The following is a 16688-nucleotide window of genomic DNA, read 5'->3' as shown; positions in this document are numbered from 1 at the left end:
CGCTTTTAAACTTTGTATTCTATTCAATTATTTCCAGAACAACGCGGCCCAATTGCGCCTCGATTTCTTTAGTGGTTGCGATATCCGGTGAGAAGGCGGTCGCGGTTCCAGCTGCTACGGCTACCCGGAAAGCTTCTAAAGCGTCCCCCGTCCGGATAAAAGTCCCTACAAAACCGGCTACCATGGAATCTCCGGCTCCGACCGGATTGGCGACTTTTCCGGATAATGGCGGTGCATAGATGACTTCATTCGGTGTGAAGAGTAGTGCACCATCGCCGCCAAGGGAAACAATGGCATGCTGGGCGCCCAATTCAACCAACTGCTTGCCGTAAGGGATAACCTCCTGCCAAGTGGTGAAAGTACGGCCGAAAAATTCGCCGACTTCCTTCTGGTTGGGTTTCACGACCAAGGGATGATACTGCAGGCTATTGCGCAATTCATCCTTCGTGATGTCGCAGGCAAAAGGCACGCCCTCCTCGTGGAGCGAACGGATCAGCTGTTCGTAAAAATCCTTCGGCATAGAAGGGAGCTTGCTGCCCGACATCACTACAAAATCCTGCGTTGAGATGTCCTCGAAACCTTTCATGAAACGGGCGACTTCCTCATCGGTTGCGCTGGGACCGTAGTCGCTGATTTCGGTATCTTGGTCCGATTTCAGGACGAGATTAATGCGGGTGCGCTCCTTAATCACGGTGAATTGGTTGAGGATATTCAGCTCCTCCATATAGTCGCGCACAAAGTCACCGGTGAAGCCTCCGCGGAATCCCAGCGCGATCGAAGGGATTCCGAGTGCTTTCAGGACGCGCGAAACCATGATGCCTTTCCCGCCCGGAGTGATCAGTTCATCCTGCATGTGATGGGAATGGCCCAAAGCCAATTGGGGGACAGTGACGATATAATCGATGGTCGGATTCAGTGTGATCGTGTAAATCATGTGGAACTCCTCCTATCTTGGATGGCGCGCGGTTCTTTTTGCTTTCATTCAAAGTATAACCTTGTCGGCAAACAAACTCAAAAAATAGCCTTTTTAAGCTGAAGCCTCAGTAGGATTGGGAAAAGCCACGAGCATAAACGCATGAAAAAGGACGTAATTGTGCTAAAATAAAGGGCATGATGAAAAGGTCCACATTAGATAAATAGAGTATACGAACGGGAAGGAAGAAGCTTCGGATGACAGACGAGAACTTAATTGAAAACATAGACGAGAGGCTGAAAGGGATCGAGAACAACATCAGGAAAAACATGTCCTTGAGCAGCGTTCCGGTCTTGATGGAAGCCATCCGGACGCATCCGGATCATCCGCATGTGAATTACCTGCTGGGGCTCAGCCACTACAAGAACCGCAATCTTGAAAAAGCGATGCTTTATGCCTTGCGGGCAGTAGAATTGGATGGTACTGGCGATGCCTATTTGACGCTGCTGGCGAAGCTGTATGCGGAAGACGGCGACGACAAGGCAGCGGAGAGCTACGCGCAAGCTGCCTTCGCCCGCAACCCCGCTAATTGGGAAGCGGCGCTCGTCCTGGCGAAGATGACATTCGAAAAGAACGACCTGCCCCGGGCGCTGGAACTCGTCGATCAAGTGCTGAAGCACAGTCCGAAATCCTTTGCGGCTTTGCGTTTGAAATCGAAAATCTACCTGCAACAGGAAGAGGAACTGGAAACGATTTTGGCATCCATCGAAGAGTCCGAGAAATACGGTTATGACGATGCCATTGAATACGATCGTGTTTATGCCTACTATATCCATGGCCGTTTCGACGAATGCCGTCGCATCCACAAGGAACTGGAACGGACACGGCCGCTTTCGCACAGCACTGAAAAAGTCGGCAAACTGATTGCGACCATGCAATCGAGCAGGTTGGCAAGACGGGGTCCACAAACGGATTACTTCCATATGGATGCGACCCATTCCAACCGGAAAGTCAAAGTCTCTTTGGAAGAGTCCTTGGCCGAATTGAATGAGCTGATCGGTCTGACGGAAGTGAAGGAGACCATCAACCGGATCGTGAAGCTGGTCGAATACGACAAAAAGCGGGCCTACATGTTGTCAATCGAAAAGAATGAACAGCCTTCCTATCATTTCGCCTTTTCCGGCAATCCGGGCACAGGGAAAACGACAGTCGCCAGGATTTTGGGGGACATCTTTTATTCTTTGGGCATCCTCGAATCTGGTCAGCTAGTGGAAGTGGATCGATCAGATTTGGTCGGTGGCTACGTCGGCCAGACTGCCCAGAAGACCAAGGCCGTTATCGAGTCGGCCATGGGCGGCGTGCTTTTTATCGATGAAGCCTATTCCTTGGCGTCCTCAGACAGCGATTCGCTTGATTACGGATCTGAAGCCATTGATACTTTGATAAAATCAATGGAAGATCATCGCAATGATTTCATCGTGATCCTCGCGGGGTATGACACCGGCATGAAGCAGTTGCTGAAATCGAATCCTGGCCTATCGAGCCGGATTAACATGCAGATCGATTTCGAAGATTTTTCCGATCAGGAACTGTTGGAAATCGCCAAGGCGCAAGCCAAGGATAATCATTATACGTTGACTGAGGAAGCGGAGCAGGCATTCAGGGTCAAAATCAATCAGGAAAAAGTGGTTCCGCTGTTCGCCAATGCCCGGGCCGTCCGAAACATTATGGAAGAAGCGATGCGCGAACGGGCCTTCCGCCTGAGCGAAAAATCCGTGACGAAGGATGATCTGGTCATCCTCGAGCCGCTTGATTTCGGCATTGATCCGAACCAACTGTTCGGGGATAATATTGAAGATTTGATGGCGCAGCTGCGCAACCTGGTCGGGTTGAAGGATGTCAAAAAACAAGTCAGCTCGATCATGAATTACGTACGCGCCGAGAAACGCCGCGAAAAGATGGGACAGCCGATGAACGACTTATCCTTGCACATGGTCTTCACGGGGAACCCCGGCACAGGCAAGACAACCATCGCGCGATTGATCAGCCAAATACTGAAATCCATCGGTGTGCTGAAGCGCGGACACATGATTGAAGTCACAAGGGAAGATCTGGTCGGGCAGTACGTCGGCCAGACCGGACCTAAGACATTAGAGAAAATCAAGGAAGCCTATGGCGGTGTCTTGTTCATCGATGAAGCCTATTCCCTCTATTCCGCCTCCGAAAACGACTTCGGTTATGAAGCCATCAGCACGCTGATCAAGGAGATGGAGGACAACCGCGACAAACTGGTCGTCATCATGGCCGGCTATCCGAGCGAGATGGAACAGATGCTTAGTATGAACTCCGGCATCCGCAGCCGGATTGCCTACACGGTCGATTTCCCGGATTACGACAGCGAAGAACTGACGGAAATCTTCCACATGGCCGCCACCCAGCAAGGTTTTGTGCTGACGGAAGAAGCCCAGGAGAAAGTCAAGAATCGGTTTGTACAGTCCTATACGACGCGCGACAGCCATTTCGGAAATGCCCGCACGGCCAGGAGCCTCTTTGAGAAGGCAAAGCTGCATCAAAGCAACCGCTTGGCCGAAGATGAGGACGCGGATCTGTTCACGATCCTCCCGGAGGATATCGAAGAGAATAGTTAGACAAATAAAAAACTTCTGCATACGGAGTTATTCCGAGGGCAGAAGTTTTTTTGTTTTATTCAGTGTTTCCTGATTTTTCGATCCCGGAAATCCCGAAAGCGCCGGGACCGCCATGGGAAGTGATGACGCCGCCGGTCTGGACCCAAGTGACGTCTTGGAAACCTTTTTCCTTCGCGTAGTTTTCCATTTGGGTCATGATTTTTTCATCCAAGCCGAGTGAGTGGATGAGGTACAGCTTATTGTTGTCGATGGCGTAAGTCTTTAGGTAGTCATCAAAAAAATCGACAACGACGCGGCTCATCTTGCCGCGGTATTTTTTTGTGGAAACTAATTTGCCGTCGATCAATTCAATCGTCGGTTTTATTTTCAGGAGCGATGCCCCCAAATAGGCTGCGTTGGAGACGCGGCCGCCTGCCCGCAGGAATTCGAGACCGGATGGCATGAACGAGAAGTGCGTACGCGGCACTGCTGCTTTGATGGCGGCAACCAGTTTTTCCACTGCGATATCCGGCTCCTGTTCAAGCAAATCAGCGGCATAAAGCACGATCGCGGCCAAGCCGCCAGATACGTTTAGGGCATCGATGAGGTGGATGTTCTCGAAATCTTCCGCCGCCAACACGGCACTCTGGAATGAGGAAGAGGCCTTGGAGGTGTAGCCGATATGCACGATGATGCAGTCGGGGTGCTCAGAGCGGATCTTTTCGAAAAAAGCGGTATATTCATTCGGATTGGTCGCGGTCGTGGAAGGCGTTTTTTTTGTTCGCTCGTAATAATCATACAGATCCGTGACCGGAAAAGATCCATCAAGATGATCGATATCATCCATGATGACGTGCATCGATACAATCTGGATATTGTGTTTCTTTGCCAAATCAGTGGGGATATCCGCGCCGCTTTCAGTCGTAAGGATTACTCTGCTCATACTATTCCTCCGTCTCCAATGGTCAAATATGTTATTGCCAATGGACTTAATTTGTTGGTTCCAATATACCACACTTTTAGTGCCCAACCAAAAAGTGTTATGATTGAATCAGAAACAGGAAGGGAAGAATGAGGCATGGTAAAAAATGGGAAAAACCGGAAATCGGATATCGTTACGATGCTTGCGGTTGCGGGGTATGTGCTGTTCTTGGTGGTTGGCTTTCCTGCGGCTGAGAGAGCAGGCGGCTTTTATCTGGCGCTTATGATTTTGGCTGGAATCGCGGCGTTGTTCGCGATTGTCTACTACCATTCGCGCGTGAATGCATACGTCTGCCCACAGTGCCGGCGCAAATTCAAAATCAAATTCCTGACGGATCTGTTGTCGTTGAACGGAGGCAAGCAAGGCAAACGGTTGACTTGCCCGCACTGCGGATTCAAAGGTTGGATGCAGGAGACCGCTCCTGAGGAGTGATAAAAAAGCGGAAGCGGGGTTCTGCTGGCTGGGAGGGGGGCAAATTGTCGAATACACCTCTAGCATTCGATAATTTCACCTCATGCAGACGCAAAATACGCGAATGTCCTCTCCCATTCGACAATATCGTCCCATACTGCAATAAAATTGTCGAATACATCTCCTGCATTCGACAACTTCGGCTGATCACCCCAATCAAAGGGCGACAACAACACCAATAAAAGCAGAAACGAACCAAAAAACAGGGGTCGTCTCAAAATGAAATGAGATAACCCCTGCTGAAATTTGATTATTTAGCTGTTTTTTCCAGATGCTTGCTGCGCAGTTGGCCGCAGGCGGCGTCAATATCGGTGCCGTGTTCCTTACGGATGACGCAGTTGATGTTGTTCTTTTTGAGGATATCATAGAATGCCAAAATATCCTTTTTGGTGCTGCGTTCGTATTTGATGTGTTCGGCAACAGGATTGTAAGGGATCAGGTTCACGTAGGAAAGGTGACGCTTATCCTTCAACAAGGCGACCAATTCGTGCGCCTGCTCCGGTCTGTCGTTCACGCCTGAGATCATGATGTATTCGAAAGTGATGCGGCGGTTTGTCTTTTCCAGATATTCGTCGATGGCAGCCATGACTTCCTTCAGCGGATGTTTACGGTTGATGCGCATCATGCGGCTACGGATTTCATCGTTCGGCGCATGCAGGGACAAAGCCAAGTTGACTTGCAGTCCGTTTTCCGCGAATTCCCGGATCTTCGGAGCCAATCCGCTGGTGGAAACGGTGATGTGACGCGCACCGATTGCCAACCCTTTAGCATGGTTGACGATGTTCAGGAAGGCGATGACATTGTCGTAGTTGTCGAACGGTTCGCCGATGCCCATCACAACGATGTGGCTGACCCGTTCGCCATTACCTTTTTGATCCAAGTAGTGCTGGATCTGCATGATTTGTGCCACTATTTCGCCGGCAGTCAGATCGCGTTGTTTCCGTTTCAGGCCGCTTGCGCAGAACGTGCAGCCGATATCGCAGCCAACTTGCGTCGTAACGCAGACGGACAGGCCGTAGTCCTGACGCATCAGGACGGTTTCAATCATCAGTTTGTCTTCCAGCTGGAAGAGATATTTAGTTGTGCCGTCCGCTGATTCTTGGACGACCACTTGATTCAGGGGCTGCAGCAAGAAGGTGTCGGAGAGAAGGGCAACCAAATCTTTTGACAAGTTCGTCATTTCCGAAAAGTCCAGGACGCGTTTGATATATAGCCAGTCCCAGATTTGTTGGGCGCGGAATTTTTTTTGGCCTTTTTCCAATAACCAAGCTTCCAGCTGATCCAAAGTCAATCCATAAATAGAAGGTGTATTCATTTTTCTTTCCTTTCTTTACCGTACAAATTTTCAATCCATATCATAACACATTTTTTTCAAAAGGGAATCACTTCCTGAAAAGAAGTGAGAGGGGGCGAAAACGGCAGCAGGCTTGCTCCTCTATAAACCGAAAAAATCCTTCAAGAACACTACGCCGATGCCGAACATAACCAAAGTCGCAATGCCGCCGACCACATTTCCCAAACGGCGATTGGTATGGCTGCCCATCACTTTTTTATTGTTCCCTATGAACAGGATCAGAAGCATCAGGGGCGGTGCCATCAAGCCATTGATGGCCGCGGAATAGTACAAGGCCCTCATCGGATCAATCCCAATAAAATTGATCGTCAGTCCGACAAGCGTGGCGATGGTGATGACGCCGTAGAAACCATGCGCCTCCTTCAGTTTTTTACCCAAACCCGTCTCCCAACCGAAAAATTCAGAAATGGCGTAGGACGAGGAGCCAGCCAAAACAGGCACACCAAGCAGTCCCGTTCCGATGATGCCCAAAGCGAACAACCAATAGGCGAAGTCTCCCACCAATGGACGAAGCGCTTGAGCGGCCTCCGCCGCGGAATTGATGGTGGTGATGCCGCTGAGGTGAAGGGTCCCGGCCGTCGTCAACACAATCATGAAAGCAGTGACGGTCGTAAAGAACATCCCGACAATCGTATCAATCTTCATGTCCTTGATATCCTTGACAAAGATGCGCGGTTTCCCGATGCCAATCCCTTTGATTTTATGCTCGACGATCTCTTTTTCCACTTCTTCATCCGCTTGCCAAAAAAACAGGTAAGGGGAAATCGTCGTCCCTAAAAAGGCCACCACATTGAGCGTGAATTCCCGGGAAGGGTAAAAGGTTGGGATAAGGGTATGCTGAAGGACTGCACCCCAATCCTGGCGGACCGTGAATGCCGTGAAAAAATAAGCGAACAGGGAAAGCGTCAGCAGCATCAGAAATCTCGAATAATGCTTATAGTCCATAAAAATTTCCAGGACCAAGGTCAGGACCGTCATAATTAGGATCCAAAAAATGAACGGCAAACCGAGCACCATCTGAGCTACCGCAGCCATCGCGCCCAGATCGGCACCGATGTTGATTGTATTGGCGATGAACAGAAGGGAGATTGCCGGATAGCTTACCCACTTAGGGTAGGACTGTTTCATAATCCCTGTCAGCCCTTTACCGGACACCATCCCGATCCGTCCGCACATCTCCTGGATGGCAATCGCAAAGATGCACGAAATCGGAGAAAGCCACAACAGATGAAGGCCGAACATGGCTCCGGTCTGCGAGTAGGTGACGATGCCGGATGGATCATCATCGGAGGCTCCGGTGATGACGCCAGGTCCAAATTTTTTGAAGAATTTTTTTGTCTTTTTGAGAATATTGCGCATCTTTCTCACTCCCTTATTGGGTTGTGCATCTGCAATCTGACTTCCTAAAAATAGTTGTGTTGGCCATCATCACTGTCGGTCAGCAGTGGGATAAGGGAGCGCGGGTTTGTCCAGTTATTTTCTCTTCTTTACCTTCATAATACCCACTATCCGGTTGGCTTGCAAGCGCGTGCATCAGCCTGTGATATACTATTGATAGAAACGCAAACAACGAAAAATTCTGACTATTGAGGTGGACTAAGATGGAAGAATCAGCTGTAAAAATTGAAACGATCGATGCATACATCAGCCGCTATGATGAGGATATCCAGGCAATTCTGCAGGAATTACGCTGGCTGATAAAGGAAGAGGCGCCCGATGCAACTGAGAAAATCAGCTATCAGATGCCGACCTTCTACCTGAACGGGAACTTGGTGCATTTTGCTGTGCAGAAAAATCATATCGGTTTCTATCCGGCACCAAGCGGCGTTGCGGCTTTTAAGGAAGAATTGACGGATTACAAGACTTCAAAAGGCGCCATCCAATTTCCGCTGACGAAACCTATCCCATACGAGCTTGTGCGCCGGATTGTCCGCTTCCGGGTCGAAGAAGCGAAGGGGAAAAAGAAACAAAGCAAATAAAGAACGGATGCATTACCAAATTTGAATATGGAAAAAGGAGGGACGTTCATGAATTTGCATGCAGTCTTAACCGAAGTCATCCCGACGCTTGCGAGCCTGATCGAGGGCATCGGCGTCTTGATCATCCTCTATGGATGCATCAAGTCATTGTATCTGTTTTTTAAATACAAGCTGAATCTGAGCAATAATAAACCGAAACTTGAATTGGCCAAAGCGCTGGCGTTCAGTCTGGAATTCAAACTGGCCGCGGAAATACTGAAGACGGTCATCATCCAGACGATAGATGAATTCATCGTGCTCTCGGCCATCGTCATCCTGCGGGTTGTGCTGACGGTAGTTATCCACTGGGAAATCAAGAGCACCAATTCAGAAGAAGGGGACTGATTTTCTCACGCGTCTTCCTTTAGCTTTGAAACGTTCTCTTTCTGCCCTGATTTTGCCATTCTTTCGACATACTTCTTTCCTATACTGAACTTGTAGAAATGAAGATCACGAAGCATACAAAAAAGGAGCGGATCGAGATGAAGAAATGGATGAACGGAATAGTGGGCGGGGCTTTGGCAGTCTTATTGTTCAGCGGCACAGGCGTCATGGCATCCGAGGATGAAGCGTTATATGGCGCAGCAGCTGTCAGCGAAGGCGAAACGTATACAATAGAAGAAATGTTGGTTTACGCCATCCAGGATGAATATATGGCCGAAGCGTCCTATCTCGCGATCATGGATGCATACGGAACGGTCAAACCATTCACGAGTATCGCTAAAGCGGAAGGCACACACATCTCCTTGTTGTTGCCGCTGTTCGAAACTTACGGCTTCGAAGTACCGGAAAATGAAGCGGTGGCCCGTATTGAATTGCCGGCATCCTTAGCGGAAAGCTTTGAAAAAGGCGTGGCAGGCGAAATCGAAAACATCTCTGTTTATGGGCAATTCCTTCAGGCCGAAGATTTGCCGGAAGATGTCAGAAGCGTCTTTGAACGTCTGATTGCCGCATCCGAAAACCATTTGGCAGCCTTTGAACGCGGCGTCGCCGGAAATCCCGACGGAGCCGGAAGAAAAAAATGATGCAAAACCATAAAACAAGCCCCGCGCATAATAAACTCATTGCGCGGGGCTTGTTTTGTATGGGAAAACGCAAAAGGCAGAATACTTCCCAGACAATTTTCCTTTCCGTGTTCATCCGAGCATTGGGAAGCAGAACAATCGGGTGTATAATGGAGATAAGGTTAGAACAAACCAGTTTATGAATGTAAGCGCTGCATTTTATAAGGGAGGGATGATGTAATGGGAATCGAAGGCATCATCTTGGCCGCCGGAAAATCCTCCCGGATGACTGGGAACTCGAAAATGACGTTGGACCTGAACGGCCGGACGGTCATTGAAAGAAGCATCGACAGCCTACGTCCGTTCTGCAAACGCATCGTCGTTGTGACGGGGTTCCATGCCGGAGCTGTGATGGAATCGGTCGGCCACTGCCGGGAAGTCGTCTTCGTTCACAATGCAGACTGCGAAAAAGGCATGTTCTCCTCTTTGAAGGGGGGATTGTGGCATACAGAAGGGGAGCGTGTACTCATCCTACCCGGCGACTGTCCTTTCATCACCCCTGAAGTCTGCGAAAAGTTGTTGGTCAGTAAAGGGGATATCGTCTTGCCTGCCTATCAGGGAAAGCGCGGTCATCCGGTCATGTTGAGCCGCCGTGCAATCGAAGGACTGTTGGCGGATGAATGTTGCCAAAGCCTGCGGGAATACATAAGCGCAAACAAAGCGGAAATCATCGTGGTGGATAATCCGAAGATTCTTTGGGACATCGACACGCCGGAGGATTACGCCAAAGCAGTGGACTATTTTCAAGCGAAAGAATAGAGGTGAAGAGATGGAAAAGATCAGCGGATCCATCAAGCGTTTCGATTTCGATGATAAGGTGGACGGGAAAGCCAAATACTGCGCCGATCTGCATCCGGAGGGCATGCTGTACGCACGGACGTTGCGTTCTGAGGTGCCGCGCGCAAAAATACGCGCAATCCGTTTTCCGGAATTGCCGGAAGGGTACACGATCGTCGACCACCATGACATACCGGGCAAGAATATCGTGCCGATTGTCTATGAGGATCAGCCGTTCCTTGCCATGGATGAAGTCAATTACATTGGCCAACCAATCTTGTTGGTCGTGGGGCCGGACAAGGAAACCATCCTCGATATCATTGGGAAAATAGAAGTGGACTATGAATTGCTGCAGCCGATCCTGTCGATCGAGGCTGGCATCGAACAAACGGATTCTTTTATTTTCGGCGACAAGCCTTATTTTGTCGCTTATGAATACGCAAAAGGCAATCCCGATGCAGCCGCGGCGCGGGCAGTCCGGGTAATCGAGGATGAATTCCACACTGGCTACCAGGAGCATGTCTACCTGGAACCGCAAGCGATGCTAGCAATCTACGACGGTGAGCGCGTCTCTGTTTACGGCTCGATGCAATGTCCGTATTACATCCACAGCGGCCTGAAGCAAGCGCTTGGCTGGGGGGACGAACGCGTGCGAGTCGTTCAGCTGCCAACGGGCGGAGGTTTCGGCGGTAAGGAGGAATATCCTTCGATTCCGGGAGTGCATGCGGCTTTGGCGGCCATCAAGACGGGCAAACCGGTCCAATTGGTGTTTGACAGGCCGGAAGATATCCGTGCCTCGACCAAACGCCATCCCAGCATCATCAAGATCAAGAGCCATCTGGATGAGAATGACCGCATCATTGCTCGGGAAGTCGACGTCAAATTGGATGCCGGGGCCTATGCTGGATTGTCCAGCGTCGTGTTGCAGAGGACGATTTTCTCGGTCTGCGGCGTTTATGATGTCCCGAATCTGAAGGTGACGGGGAAAGCTTATGCGACCAACAACATCGTGACCGGCGCGTTCCGGGGCTTCGGTGGACCTCAGGCATTCTTCGCCATCGAAATGCATATGGCGCATATCGCGGCCGAATTGGGCGTCGAATCGCTGGAATGGCGGAGGAGCTACTTCCTGAAAAAAGGGGATACCTCTTCGACCGGCGGTGTCTTCCATTCCGACATCAAATTGCCTGAAATCGCCGACGCCGTGAAAAGGCTATCCGATTATCAAGCGAAGCATAAAAGTTTCGGCTCCGATAAGAGTAGCTGGAATGGAATCGGCTGCTCTTTCTTCTTCCATGGCTGCGGCTTCACCGGAGCCGGCGAGGCGGAACTGCTGAAATCAAGGGTGAAGCTGAAGAAATATTCAGACGGAACGGTGGGGATTTTTGTATCGAGCACCGAAATCGGCCAAGGGGCTCTGACAACCTTGCGCAAAATCGTCGCCCAAACCTTGGACATCCCGATCGGACAAGTAAAACTGACCTATCCGGATACCGCCGAGTGCCCCGACTCAGGGCCCACTGTGGCATCCCGGACGATCATGATCGTCGGACGGCTGCTGCAGGAATGTTCCGAGGAGGTCAAGACACGGTGGGCTGAGGAAACATTCGAAGTGGTGAAGGATTATGTTTATCCGGAACAGTTGTCCTGGGACAGCGAGAAGTTGGCCGGGAATGCTTATCCGGAATATTCATGGGGAGTCAATGTAGTCGAAGTGGCAGTCGATCCGGTAACGTATGAAGTCGAAACCAAAGGCGTTTGGGCAGTTTACGATATCGGAACGCCGATAGATGAAAAAATCGTGCAGGGGCAGATTGAAGGCGGCATCATGCAGGGATTGGGGTACGCAGCCATGGAAAGGCTCCAGGCTCAGGGAGGAAAACTGCTGCAGGACAGTCTTTCCGAGTATCTGATCCCGGCGGCCGTGGACTTTCCGCGGATCGCGTTTGAATTGATCGAAAACCCTTATGCTGGAGGGCCATTCGGGGCCAAAGGGTTGGGAGAGTTACCGATGATTGGAGCCGCTCCGGCATTCGCGGCCGCTGTGGAACAGGCAATCGGCAAAAAAATCGACCGTATCCCGGTGACCCCGGAATACATAAGGGAGTTGATGACATGATGGAAGTCATTTCTTTCAAACTGAATGGGCAGGAGGTCTTGCTGAAATCGGATCCTTCCAGAAGGCTGCTCGATATCATCAGGGATGATCTGGATTGCAAAGGGGCTAAGGAAGGCTGCGGGGAAGGCGAGTGCGGCGCTTGCGCCGTGCTGTTGGATGGCCGTTTGGTAAATTCCTGCTTGGTCACGGCAGCCATGGTTGCCGGAAAAAACATCTGGACCATCGAAGGCTATCGGGAGACGGAAAGGTTCCAACTGCTGAAAAATAAGTTGGCGGAGTACGGAAGCGTCCAATGCGGTTTCTGCACGCCGGGTATCATCATGGCGGCGGAGGCATTGCTCTCGAAAAATCCCCATCCGACAGAAGCGGAGGTACGGGAAGGCATTTCGGGTAATCTGTGCCGCTGCACGGGTTATACGATGATCGTTGACGCCATTTTGGCCGCATCAAGGGAGGTGGGAGGATTATGGTGAAAGTATTCATTCCGGAAACTCTGGAAGGTGCGCTCAGGATCAGGACTTTGCACGAGACACTCATCATCAACGGCGGAACCGATGTGATGGTGAAATACAGATGCTGGAACGGCATGCCGCCGAATTTTTCGATGGATGTGCTCCACATCGGAAATCTTGCGGAACTTAAGCGTATCGAAATCGTAGAGGGAAAGCTTATGATCGGCGCAGCCGTGACACTTTCCGAACTGCTGGAACATCCTTTGGTGCCGGATTACATCAAATTGCCGATCCGCCAGATGGCTTCCCCCGCCATCCGGAATATGGGGACACTGGCGGGAAACCTCTGCAATGCCTCTTCATCGGGTGATAGCCTGCCCATGCTCTACGCGCTCGAAGCGGAGGCTACCTTGGCGTCCATGCATGGGACACGCAAACTGCCTGTCGCACAATTCATCACCTTTGCCAAACAGACGCTGCTTCAACCCGATGAACTGGTGACGGAAATCATGATACCGCTTTCCGACTTTCCGATAGTTTATTACCGGAAAGTCGGCGGAAGGAAAGTCAACGCCATCTCCAAGGCGAGTTTCTATGCAGTGGCGATCAAGAAAGCCGGCGTAATCGAAGATGTGCGGATCGCATTCGGTTCCGTAGCTCCGACTGCCGTCAGGGATAGGGCCTGCGAAGAGATTTTAATACGGACATCAGAAGCCGAACTGGACGCAAAAATAGAAACGTTGCGCACGCGATATGGGGAGTTGTTTGCACCATTGAACGACACCCGTTCCACGGCAGACTATCGGCGGCGCGTATCCTTGCAGCTGCTGGAGGATTTCATCGGGAGGGGGCTGGCGAAATGAACAAGAAAGCCATTCAGATTGTCTACTGGGGTTCGCTGTGGGGGATAGCCGAGGCGACGCTGGGATATGTGCTGCACATGGCCGCGATCCAACTGCCCGGAGTTCCGGGGTTCGTGATGTTCCCTGTCGCCTTTTATTTCATGAGGAAAAGCTACTTGGCGGCCAGGAAGGCCGATGCGGTCTTTCAGGTGGCACTGGTTGCGGCGTCGATCAAGTGCTGCGATTTCCTGATTCCGGCGAACATCCCGATCAGGATACTCAATCCGGCCCTGTCCATTTTGTTGGAAGGCCTGGCGGTGGCGCTCGTGTTCGCCTATGCTGAAAGAAGGCGTTTTGCTGTCGGCTTTGCGTCGGTTTTTTCGATGGGTTTCCTGTGGCGGGCAGTCTTTCTCGTTTATCTGTTCCTGATTTCGCTCATTAATCTTCCGGCCGCGCTTGTGACGGACGGACTGCAGGTCAGCCTGCGCTTCCTGCTCTTGGAAAGTCTAGTTAATGCCATTTTGATGCTCGCCTATCTTAAAATTGAAAGAACAGAACGCGCTGTTGCGGTGCCACCGTTGGTTGCCTATGCTGCGCTGGCGACGGCCATCATGCTGACACTTGCGTTTTAGGGGGGACGGCATGGGACACGTGAACATCATCACAGGTGAAATGGACACAGGAAAGACACCGGAGCTGATCAGGCTCTACCATGATTTGCCTGTCGGTACGGCCGACGGTTTCGCTAGCATCAAAGCTTTTTCGGAGCAGGGCGCGTTCGCAGGCTATGACTTGAAAAGACTGGTGACCGGAAAAACAGTTCCTTTAATCAGATTGTGCAAGCCTGATGAAGCGCCACCTCAGCAGGACAGCTTCATATTTGACCGTTTCACTTTCCTGCGGGAGCCCTTCGTGGTTGCCGAGCAGGCAATCCAGGATATCCTTTCCGATCCGTTGATCAGAATCGTCCTGCTGGATGAAATCGGTCCAGTTGAACTGCAAGGAAAAGGGTTCTGCAAAGTATTGAAGGATCTGCTGGCGAGCGATAAGGAGCTTTACCTTTGCATCAACCGAAAGAACTTGGATCAGGTGGTGAAAAAATTCGGAATCGGGGCATATCGCCTGATTCAAGTTGAAAATCAAACATTCCTCTCGCATTGATTAAAACGAGGGGGATTTTTTTGTGAACAATTGACGAGGCTTGCGTCTCTTCTCTTTTACGCTTAAAATGGAAAGACTGCAAAATAACGTAACAGAAAGGAAGAGGCTGGATGCGATTGGACAAACTGCTCAGCGAATGCGGCTACGGTTCGCGAGGACAAGTGAAAAAATTGATCAGAAGCAAACAAGTCAGCATCGATGAGGAAATCGTGCTGACGGACAAGCACAATGTCGATCCGCAACTCCAGACGGTCATCGTCTCAGGGGAAACGTTGACGCACCGCACCAATGTCTACTATATGCTGCACAAACCGGCCGGCGTCGTGACTGCGGTATCCGATGAGGGCAACCGCACCGTCATCGATCTGATTGACCCATCCGACCGCAGACCGGGCCTCTATCCTGTGGGGCGGCTGGACAAGGATACGGAAGGGCTGCTGCTGATCACGGACAACGGGCAGCTGGGCTATCAGCTATTGCTACCGCACAAAAAAGTGACGAAGCGCTATGAAGTCGTCGTGAACGAGCGCGTGACCGCCGCCGATCAGGAAGCCTTCGCAGAAGGGATCGTCTTCCACGGAGGGACGACCTGTAAGCCGGCCTGTTTGACCATCCTCAGCCAAGGTGACGAGGAAAGCCGCGTGCTGCTGGACATCAGCGAGGGGAAATTCCACCAAGTGAAGAAGATGTTCCTCTCGGTCGGCAAGAAAGTCATCTATCTGAAACGCCTGACGATGGGACCGATTGAATTGGATGAGTCGATTCCTCCGGGGAGCTATCGGCCGCTCAACGATAAGGAATTGGAACAACTGAAGCCATATTTCCGCTAAGAAGATAGTAAATTAACCAAAAAGAGGAGGAGCTGATTACAGCTCTTCCTCTTTTTGGCGTACCCTTGCTTTTTTCCTGGGTTTGGTCTGTGTCAACCGATAGCTTTCCGTGATGATTCGGTCCGCAATCGGGTAAAGCTCTTCAGAGATGAGCCGCAGGGTGATCCAGTGGGTCTTATTCATATGATAGGCGGGCATGATTTCCGGAATCGTCTCGCGCAGATAGTCGTTCCGCTCGGGGGTGTTCTTCACGTTCAGCCAAGTTTCGCCGTCCCGTTCATAGATGTAGGCGAAGGTTTTGCGGTTTCCTTCGTGGCGCATGACGGTCCAATCCGAGTCGCCGAAGGGGTAGTCTTCGATGACGTGCGCGTGCTCTTGGCAAAGGGCTATCAGCCGGCTACGGACAGTGGGTGTGATTTCCATTTACGGACCTTCTTTCCAATTCATTTGATGCTCCCTCCATTATATAAAATTTTTCCGAAATTGGCTTGTATCGTGTCGAATCCATTGACATATGGATGGATAATGCGATAATAGATAGCGTGCTATGTATAACTGTTTGGAAAGGAGGAAACATTTTGATATCACGCGAGATGATGGGAGCTTACATTCCGATGCTCCATAACCAATTCAAGGAGCAAATGAACCGTATGGTGGGTAAAATCGATTTGACCACATCCCAGATCCATGTCCTTTTTTATCTGAAGAGCCATGCCGATGAGGAAGTGATCCAAAAAGATATCGAAGAGAAGTTCAACCTTACCAATCCGACCGTGACTGGAATCATCAAACGGTTGGAAGCAAAGGAATTCGTCACACGCACGGTCAGTTCGAAGGATGCCCGTTCCAAGAGCATCCATTTGACCGAAAAAAGCATCGCCGCCTCGGAGGAGATGAAGCGGGCTTTGCATGAAGCCAACAAAAAAGTTTTTGAAGGCTTCACCGATGAGGAACTGGACGTATTAGAAGACTGCTTCAAAAGGATGCTGCACAACCTGGAAGGCGGCTGCGGCCACCAACACGGACACGGGCTTCTGCATAAAAAAGAAAACAACTAAATCAGGAAAGAAAAGGGATT

The 16688-nt window shown here is 50.6% G+C and carries 18 protein-coding genes; 13 read left to right on the top strand and 5 right to left on the bottom strand.

Annotated features, from left to right (window positions below):
- Positions 1–19: 19 nt before the first annotated feature.
- A complete protein-coding gene (gene pfkB / locus WBM30_RS02660) occupies positions 20–934 on the bottom strand; it encodes a 1-phosphofructokinase (protein WP_424899243.1) in 915 nt (304 codons plus the stop codon).
- Between the two features lie 236 nt (positions 935–1170).
- Here pfkB and WBM30_RS02655 point away from each other — a divergent pair, with 236 nt between their 5' ends.
- A complete protein-coding gene (locus tag WBM30_RS02655; RefSeq protein WP_424899242.1) occupies positions 1171–3561 on the top strand; it encodes an AAA family ATPase in 2391 nt (796 codons plus the stop codon).
- Between the two features lie 55 nt (positions 3562–3616).
- Here the strand turns inward: WBM30_RS02655 and WBM30_RS02650 are convergent, their stop codons facing one another.
- Entirely contained in the window at positions 3617–4483 is an 867-nt protein-coding gene (locus WBM30_RS02650; RefSeq protein ID WP_424899241.1) for a DegV family protein, read from the bottom strand.
- A gap of 135 nt (positions 4484–4618) precedes the next feature.
- Here WBM30_RS02650 and WBM30_RS02645 point away from each other — a divergent pair, with 135 nt between their 5' ends.
- On the top strand, positions 4619–4954 hold the full coding sequence (locus WBM30_RS02645; protein WP_321379521.1) for a hypothetical protein: 336 nt from the start codon (positions 4619–4621) through the stop codon (positions 4952–4954).
- Positions 4955–5243: 289 nt separating this feature from the next.
- Here WBM30_RS02645 and rlmN read toward each other — a convergent pair whose 3' ends face one another.
- Together rlmN and WBM30_RS02635 are read right to left on the bottom strand one after the other, a co-directional pair.
- The gene (gene rlmN / locus WBM30_RS02640) at positions 5244–6308 is read right to left on the bottom strand and encodes a 23S rRNA (adenine(2503)-C(2))-methyltransferase RlmN (RefSeq protein ID WP_321379524.1); all 1065 of its coding nucleotides are present in this window, start codon (positions 6306–6308) and stop codon (positions 5244–5246) included.
- Positions 6309–6428: 120 nt separating this feature from the next.
- Positions 6429–7706, bottom strand: coding sequence for an NRAMP family divalent metal transporter (locus WBM30_RS02635; protein WP_424899240.1), 1278 nt, complete (start codon positions 7704–7706; stop codon positions 6429–6431).
- A 242-nt stretch (positions 7707–7948) separates the two neighbouring features.
- Between WBM30_RS02635 and WBM30_RS02630 the strand changes: the two genes are divergently transcribed.
- The 10 genes from WBM30_RS02630 to WBM30_RS02585 all read left to right on the top strand — a co-directional run bounded on the left by WBM30_RS02630 (position 7949) and on the right by WBM30_RS02585 (position 15610).
- Positions 7949–8326 (top strand): iron chaperone, encoded by a 378-nt coding sequence (locus tag WBM30_RS02630; RefSeq protein ID WP_424899239.1) that lies wholly within the window; start codon positions 7949–7951, stop codon positions 8324–8326.
- Between the two features lie 48 nt (positions 8327–8374).
- Complete coding sequence (locus tag WBM30_RS02625; RefSeq protein WP_424899238.1) at positions 8375–8710, top strand: DUF1622 domain-containing protein; 336 nt, start codon at positions 8375–8377, stop codon at positions 8708–8710.
- Positions 8711–8847: 137 nt separating this feature from the next.
- On the top strand, positions 8848–9390 hold the full coding sequence (locus WBM30_RS02620; RefSeq protein WP_424899237.1) for a DUF2202 domain-containing protein: 543 nt from the start codon (positions 8848–8850) through the stop codon (positions 9388–9390).
- A 219-nt stretch (positions 9391–9609) separates the two neighbouring features.
- Positions 9610–10188 carry a nucleotidyltransferase family protein gene (locus tag WBM30_RS02615; RefSeq protein WP_424899236.1) on the top strand — a complete coding sequence of 193 codons (579 nt, stop codon included), beginning with the start codon at positions 9610–9612 and terminating at the stop codon, positions 10186–10188.
- Positions 10189–10198: 10 nt separating this feature from the next.
- A complete protein-coding gene (locus WBM30_RS02610; protein WP_424899235.1) occupies positions 10199–12325 on the top strand; it encodes a xanthine dehydrogenase family protein molybdopterin-binding subunit in 2127 nt (708 codons plus the stop codon).
- Entirely contained in the window at positions 12322–12798 is a 477-nt protein-coding gene (locus WBM30_RS02605; protein ID WP_424899234.1) for a (2Fe-2S)-binding protein, read from the top strand. The genes WBM30_RS02610 and WBM30_RS02605 overlap by 4 nt, the downstream gene beginning before the upstream one ends.
- Positions 12792–13640 (top strand): FAD binding domain-containing protein, encoded by an 849-nt coding sequence (locus WBM30_RS02600; RefSeq protein ID WP_424899233.1) that lies wholly within the window; start codon positions 12792–12794, stop codon positions 13638–13640. Before WBM30_RS02605 ends, WBM30_RS02600 begins: the two co-directional genes overlap by 7 nt.
- A complete protein-coding gene (locus WBM30_RS02595) occupies positions 13637–14251 on the top strand; it encodes a hypothetical protein (RefSeq protein WP_424899232.1) in 615 nt (204 codons plus the stop codon). Before WBM30_RS02600 ends, WBM30_RS02595 begins: the two co-directional genes overlap by 4 nt.
- Before the next feature lie 10 nt (positions 14252–14261).
- A complete protein-coding gene (locus WBM30_RS02590) occupies positions 14262–14780 on the top strand; it encodes a nucleoside-triphosphatase (protein WP_424899231.1) in 519 nt (172 codons plus the stop codon).
- Between the two features lie 110 nt (positions 14781–14890).
- Positions 14891–15610 (top strand): 16S rRNA pseudouridine(516) synthase, encoded by a 720-nt coding sequence (locus WBM30_RS02585; protein ID WP_424899230.1) that lies wholly within the window; start codon positions 14891–14893, stop codon positions 15608–15610.
- Between the two features lie 36 nt (positions 15611–15646).
- On the opposite strand, the gene WBM30_RS02580 is transcribed toward WBM30_RS02585, so the two are convergent.
- The gene (locus WBM30_RS02580; protein ID WP_424899229.1) at positions 15647–16033 is read right to left on the bottom strand and encodes an MmcQ/YjbR family DNA-binding protein; all 387 of its coding nucleotides are present in this window, start codon (positions 16031–16033) and stop codon (positions 15647–15649) included.
- Between the two features lie 155 nt (positions 16034–16188).
- Here WBM30_RS02580 and WBM30_RS02575 point away from each other — a divergent pair, with 155 nt between their 5' ends.
- The gene (locus tag WBM30_RS02575; protein WP_424899228.1) at positions 16189–16668 is read left to right on the top strand and encodes a MarR family winged helix-turn-helix transcriptional regulator; all 480 of its coding nucleotides are present in this window, start codon (positions 16189–16191) and stop codon (positions 16666–16668) included.
- Positions 16669–16688 lie beyond the last annotated feature (20 nt).

Origin of the sequence: Trichococcus sp., from assembly GCF_049684335.1 — a bacterium.
Classification (GTDB): domain Bacteria; phylum Bacillota; class Bacilli; order Lactobacillales; family Aerococcaceae; genus Trichococcus.
Note: the sequence above shows the minus strand (reverse complement) of the source record. Positions and strands in the feature narration are given on the sequence as shown.